General features: G+C 60.1%; 6 protein-coding genes. 3 read left to right on the top strand and 3 right to left on the bottom strand.

The genetic code is table 11. The features are described from left to right. The 3 genes from EPO09_RS01465 to EPO09_RS01455 form a co-directional block, all read right to left on the bottom strand. A partial coding sequence (locus EPO09_RS01465; protein ID WP_290639457.1) for a FeoB small GTPase domain-containing protein occupies window positions 1-373 on the bottom strand: 373 nt, incomplete at its 3' end. A 17-nt stretch (window positions 374-390) separates the two neighbouring features. Further along, a complete protein-coding gene (locus EPO09_RS01460) occupies window positions 391-672 on the bottom strand; it encodes a FeoA family protein (RefSeq protein ID WP_290639455.1) in 282 nt (93 codons plus the stop codon). Between the two features lie 137 nt (window positions 673-809). After that, window positions 810-1826: an AraC family transcriptional regulator gene (locus EPO09_RS01455; protein WP_290639454.1), complete on the bottom strand. Its 1017-nt coding sequence runs from the start codon at window positions 1824-1826 to the stop codon at window positions 810-812. A 541-nt stretch (window positions 1827-2367) separates the two neighbouring features. On the opposite strand from EPO09_RS01455, the gene EPO09_RS01450 reads away from it, so the two are divergent. From EPO09_RS01450 to rsmH, 3 genes are all read left to right on the top strand, one after another. Next, window positions 2368-3348, top strand: coding sequence for a hypothetical protein (locus tag EPO09_RS01450; RefSeq protein ID WP_290639451.1), 981 nt, complete (start codon window positions 2368-2370; stop codon window positions 3346-3348). Between the two features lie 307 nt (window positions 3349-3655). Next, on the top strand, window positions 3656-4093 hold the full coding sequence (gene mraZ, locus EPO09_RS01445; protein WP_290639449.1) for a division/cell wall cluster transcriptional repressor MraZ: 438 nt from the start codon (window positions 3656-3658) through the stop codon (window positions 4091-4093). Between the two features lie 4 nt (window positions 4094-4097). After that, the gene (gene rsmH / locus EPO09_RS01440) at window positions 4098-5177 is read left to right on the top strand and encodes a 16S rRNA (cytosine(1402)-N(4))-methyltransferase RsmH (protein ID WP_290639447.1); all 1080 of its coding nucleotides are present in this window, start codon (window positions 4098-4100) and stop codon (window positions 5175-5177) included. The last annotated feature ends 21 nt before the right edge of the window (window positions 5178-5198 follow it).

The following is a 5198-nucleotide window of genomic DNA, read 5'->3' as shown; positions in this document are numbered from 1 at the left end:
TGGGCACGCCCAGGGTCTGCAATTCCAGCACCATGCGCAGGTTCAGGCGCAGATTGGTGGCATCGACCACGCAGACCAAGCCAACTGGTGCAGATTCGCCCGCGCGCACGCCGGCAATCACGTCACGGGTGATGGCTTCATCGGGGGTGGCAGCCAGCAAGCTGTAAGCGCCAGGCAGGTCCAGCAGGCGCCAGGTCTGGCCGCCTGGGGAGACAAATTGCCCTTCCTTGCGCTCCACCGTCACGCCAGCGTAGTTCCCGACCTTCTGTTTGGCGCCCGTCAGGCGGTTGAACAGGGCAGTCTTGCCGCAGTTGGGGTTGCCGACCAGGGCGATCAGCGGGGAGGTGGACACATCGGGTGTCACGGCGGCCATGAGCACAACTCCTGCTGTCAGGCCAGCACAACTTCGATCAGGGAGGATTCCAGCTTGCGCATGGCGAAAGTGCTGGTGCCCACGCGGACAGCCAGCGGGCCCCGACCGAAGAAGATGCGGCGCAGCACCTGCACCCGCTCGCCGGGGACAAAGCCCAACTCCATCAGGCGCCGCTTGAGCGCGCCGCCGTCATGGTGGCCGGTTTTGATGTCTTGAATCGTCGCCACCGCCCGCACGGGCAGCTTGTCCAGCGTGATGGCTGGCGACTTGCTGTGATGAGGGTGGCGCTGCGATTTCATGCCCTCATTCTAGATTTAAATGCGAACGATTCGCAATGACCTTGCTTGATCCATGTCACGGAACTGGGGCATTTGTCCCGCATTCAGGGGTTGCTGGCACGCATATCCTCGGTTGCGCTGTCCGATGTCAGCTGGGCTCATCGCACTTGGCGTGCATGGCCCAGGCGTGCGCGACGATAGCTGGCCGGTGTCTCGCCTGACCATTCCTTGAACGCCCGCGAGAAGGCGCTTTGTTCGGCATAGCCAAGCAGCAGCGCAATTTCGGGCAGGGAGAGCTTGGCGTCCTGCATATAGTCCCTGGCCAGTTCGAAACGCCTTTCATTGAGGATGGCCTTGTAGCGCAAACCGCGCTCCTGCAGGTAGCGGTACAGCGTGCGTTCGGCCATGCCCATGCGCGTGGCTACATCGCCAAATTCAGGCGTGCCGTCCTGCAGTGACATGGAGATGTGATGCCGCAGTTGCTTGAGCAGGGCATCGCGATCCGGCAGCGCCTGCAACATCATTTCGGCTTGCTGTTCAAGCAACGCCATCAGATGCGGGTCCCGGGTGTTGACGGGCAGGGCCATGTCCTTGGCGGACAGTCGCACAACGAGTGCCTCGCGCCCGAACACCACGGGACACTGGAAAAAATCTTCGTAGGGCTGAACATCGTCGGGGCGGCTTTGAGGGAACCCGACCAGCCTGGGTGAGACCTGTGGGTTGCCGCCGTGACGCCGGATCAGGGTCACCAGGCCCGCCACCAGCACCTCATCGGACAGCAGGTGGGACACGCCCTCGGTCGGATCCCACCAGACGACCAGATCCTCCCCTTCGACATACACCTTGCTGGGCGCCATGTTGTGCAGCAAGCGTTGAAAGCGGCTGAAGCGCGTGAGTGCCTGCACCAAGGTATCGCTGTAGATGGACAGGTAGCCCAGCATGCCGACGTGATGGGCCTGGGTGAGTTTGCCGATGTGGATGCCAAGGGCCTTGACAGGATGCAGTTGCTCCAGCTCGACCAGGATCTCCCACCAGGTCGCAATCGGCATGCGTGGTGAGGCTTTCAGTGCTTCAAGCTTGGCTCTGAAAGTGGGTTGAGCCAGGCCCGCTTGATCCATGTAATCAAGCAACAGGCTGGCGGCTGTACCGGCAACGTAGATCGTGGCGTGGGGCATTCTCGGCAGAGTATGGCAGTCAAAGTCAAATGTCGGCAGATATTGGCAATATCTGTGTCTGATTCGCGGTAAATATTGCCGCGTTTCGTGCGACAAGTGTAAGCAGGCCGACAGACTTTGAGGGGCGATTTCTATAAATCGGCGCTAGGTACAAATACTGCCCCCGCGCTTGAGGGTGCTGTCCGGTATTAATTAACGAGTGGGGGTTCGTTTGATATTTGCTGCCTCTCTGGGGCAGGGTATGTCAAGGCAGGATTCTTTTCCGTCAATACCATTCATGCATGCCGCTGGGATTGCGAATCAGCGCCTTCGTGAGAGGGCAATCTGGTGCGGAGCAGTGCTGCGTTATTGGGTCGTGGAATTCGGTGACGCAGATGAATTTCGGGTTCGCAGTCTTGGGTGCGTCGCCAGAGGGCACTTTTGTGTCGTGATTTGAATTGACTAAATATGTTTTCACTTTCGGGTGATTCAGATTTTGTGGCAGATGACGCGTCCGATATTGCCAGTCAGGTGTTTTGAAGTGTTTGACAGGAGTAGTTTGATGAACAAGGAAATTCGCATGGCACAACTCGCCGCAGTGGCGGTGCTGGCTGTGACAGGTGTGGTGCAGGCGCAGGCTTCCACCTATAACTGGACCCAGGCTTCCCGCTGGCAGGAGGAGGATCGCTACACGACCTCGGCTGGCGCGACGGTCTATCCAGAAGAGTGGTACCCATCCACGGGCTATGACGTGCGTCCGCACGCGCAGCTCTACAGCATGTTCCCTGATCTGGTTGTGGGCGATGGCAACAACCAGGCCACCAGCAACAACCTGTGGACGGCCCTGATCAATTCGCCCAATGTGATCGGCAACGCCACCACGCTGACCCGCGCACGTGACATCTCCGAGGACTGGGACATCAACTTCGTTGACCCCAAGGTGTCCAACAAGAATTACTGGGCAGACTTCTACATCGACAAGCCGACGACCTATGTGGACCGGGCTGTCTATCCGTTGACTTTGACGGGTGGGCCTCAGGCTGGGCAGTCTCTGCTGGGTAACAACAAGCTGCTGGCCATGGGGGACGACAACTCCCTTTGGCTGGATGCCGATGGCACCTTGAGCTACTACAACTACCCTACAGGCACGCTGGAGTTCGACTCGAAGAAGACCTCGTTGACGGGCGGCGCGGCTGGCTGGAATGGTGCTTCGCTGGCCGGCAAGGTGGGCAACCTGATCGGCTACGAAGAAGGGCAGTTGTACTTCCTGGAAGGGGCCAATACTGTCCACGTGTACAACTACGACCTTGGCTACGTCCGCACCGACCAGTTCAGCTTCAACGGTGATCTGGCTGGGCATTCGCTGGCCGATGTCATTGACGGCAAGGTTCAGGGTTACACCTACATCGGCTGGGACCTGGGCCCCGTTGTCATTGGCGTGTCGTCGGTGCCTGAGGCTTCGACAATGGCCTTGTGGCTGATCGGTGGTGGTTTGGTGGCGGCGCGCGTCCGCGGCAAGCGCCAGGAGCACAAGCAGGCCTGATCCACCTGTCACAATCCGCTTCCTGACTGGCGCAAGGGCCGGTCGACCAGGTGTTCGCGCCCGGTCGGCTGGCCCTTGCGCTTTGTAAATCAGATCGGGGATATCCCAGCCCCAAAGGGGGAGACTCCTCATTTTCCACTTCCACACACCTTTGCAGGTCCTTGATTTATAAGGACTTTTTTTCTGCATTTTTGCTTCCGAATCGCGCCTAAGTCTTTGATTTCATTGAACTTTTTTTCGCTTTTCCCTTGTTTTGGGGGTGCGGATCAGGTAAAGTGGGATTTAGTGCAAATTCGTGGGGTTTTGTGTGAGTCTCGTCTTCCAAGGAGCATCAGCGTTGTCGCTGGACGCAAAGGGGCGCATGGCCGTCCCTTCGCGCCATCGTGACGCTTTGCAAGCTCTTTGCGCAGGCCAGCTGACCATCACCAAGAACCCCGATGGCTGCCTGATGGTGTTCCCGCGCCCCGCGTGGGAAACCTTCCGCGACAAGGTTGCCGCGCTGCCCATGTCGGCGGCAGGCTGGAAGCGGATCTTTCTGGGCAATGCCATGGACGTCGAGATCGACAGCGCCGCGCGCGTCCTGATCTCGCCTGAACTGCGTGCTGCAGCAGGCCTCACCAAAGAAGTGATGTTGCTGGGCATGGGTAGCCACTTCGAGTTGTGGGATGCCCAGAAGTACGCCGAGCACGAAGCCTCGGTCATGGCGCAGCCCATGCCCGAGGCCCTTCAAGACTTCACCTTCTGACGCGATGCAGGAAGGAGTCACACCTTGGCAGCATCGAACTGTCCTGCTGCACGAGGCGGTCGAGGGTTTGTGGGATCCCGCTGTGGGCCCGCACCCTCAGGGCGTCTACGTGGATGCCACCTTCGGGCGTGGCGGGCACTCGCGTCTGCTGTTGTCCAAGCTGGGGCCGCAGGCTCGCCTGATCGCGCTGGACCGCGATCCAGAGGCTGTGGCGCACGCCACGCAGGGGCCGAGCGCCATCACCGATCCACGCTTTCAGATCGTGCACGCACCGTTCTCGTCGTGGGCGGATGTGATGGCCGATCTGGGTTTGGCTCAGGTGCATGGTTTGTTGATGGACATCGGCGTGTCGTCGCCGCAGATCGACAATCCCGTTCGCGGTTTCAGCTTCCGCTTCGATGCGCCGCTGGACATGCGCATGGACACCACGCAAGGCGAGAGTGCAGCCGACTACCTGGCGCACGCTTCGGCCGACGAGATTGCGCAGGTCATCCGTGACTACAGCGAAGAACGGTTTGCTTGGCCCATTGCAAAGGCGCTTGTCGCTCGCCGCGATGAAGGACAGCCTGTGCGAACCACTGCCGAGCTATCGGCGGTCGTGGCTCGTACGGTCAAAACCCGTGAAGCAGGCCAAGACCCCGCAACCCGAACCTTCCAGGCTCTTCGGATTCACGTCAACCGTGAGCTCGGTGAGTTGGAAGACGCGCTGGAGTCTGCCTTGACCACGCTGGCACCTGGCGGACGCCTCTCGGTCATCAGCTTCCATTCGTTGGAAGATCGCATCGTCAAGAACTTCATCGCCAAGCACAGCCGCGAAGAGGTTGATCGCCGCGTGCCGTTTGCGCAGCCCAAGCCTTTGATGTTGGATGCGATTGCGCGCATCAAGCCTTCTGCTGAAGAGATCTCGGGTAATCCGCGTTCGCGTTCGGCCGTGCTGCGTGTGGCTGAGCGCACGAATGTGCCTTGGTCCGAGGCGCTGGTGGCAAGCCCGGCTGCAGCAGGCAAGAGCCGGGGCAGCAAGCCTGGTGCGAAGTCTGGCGGCAAGCCGGCAGCCAAGGCGGGTGGCAAGGGTGGTCGCAGGTGATGGCGCGCCTCAACATCCTGC

This window comes from Aquabacterium sp., from assembly GCF_004297345.1.
In the GTDB taxonomy this organism is placed as follows: domain Bacteria; phylum Pseudomonadota; class Gammaproteobacteria; order Burkholderiales; family Burkholderiaceae_C; genus Aquabacterium.
Note: the sequence above shows the minus strand (reverse complement) of the source record. Positions and strands in the feature narration are given on the sequence as shown.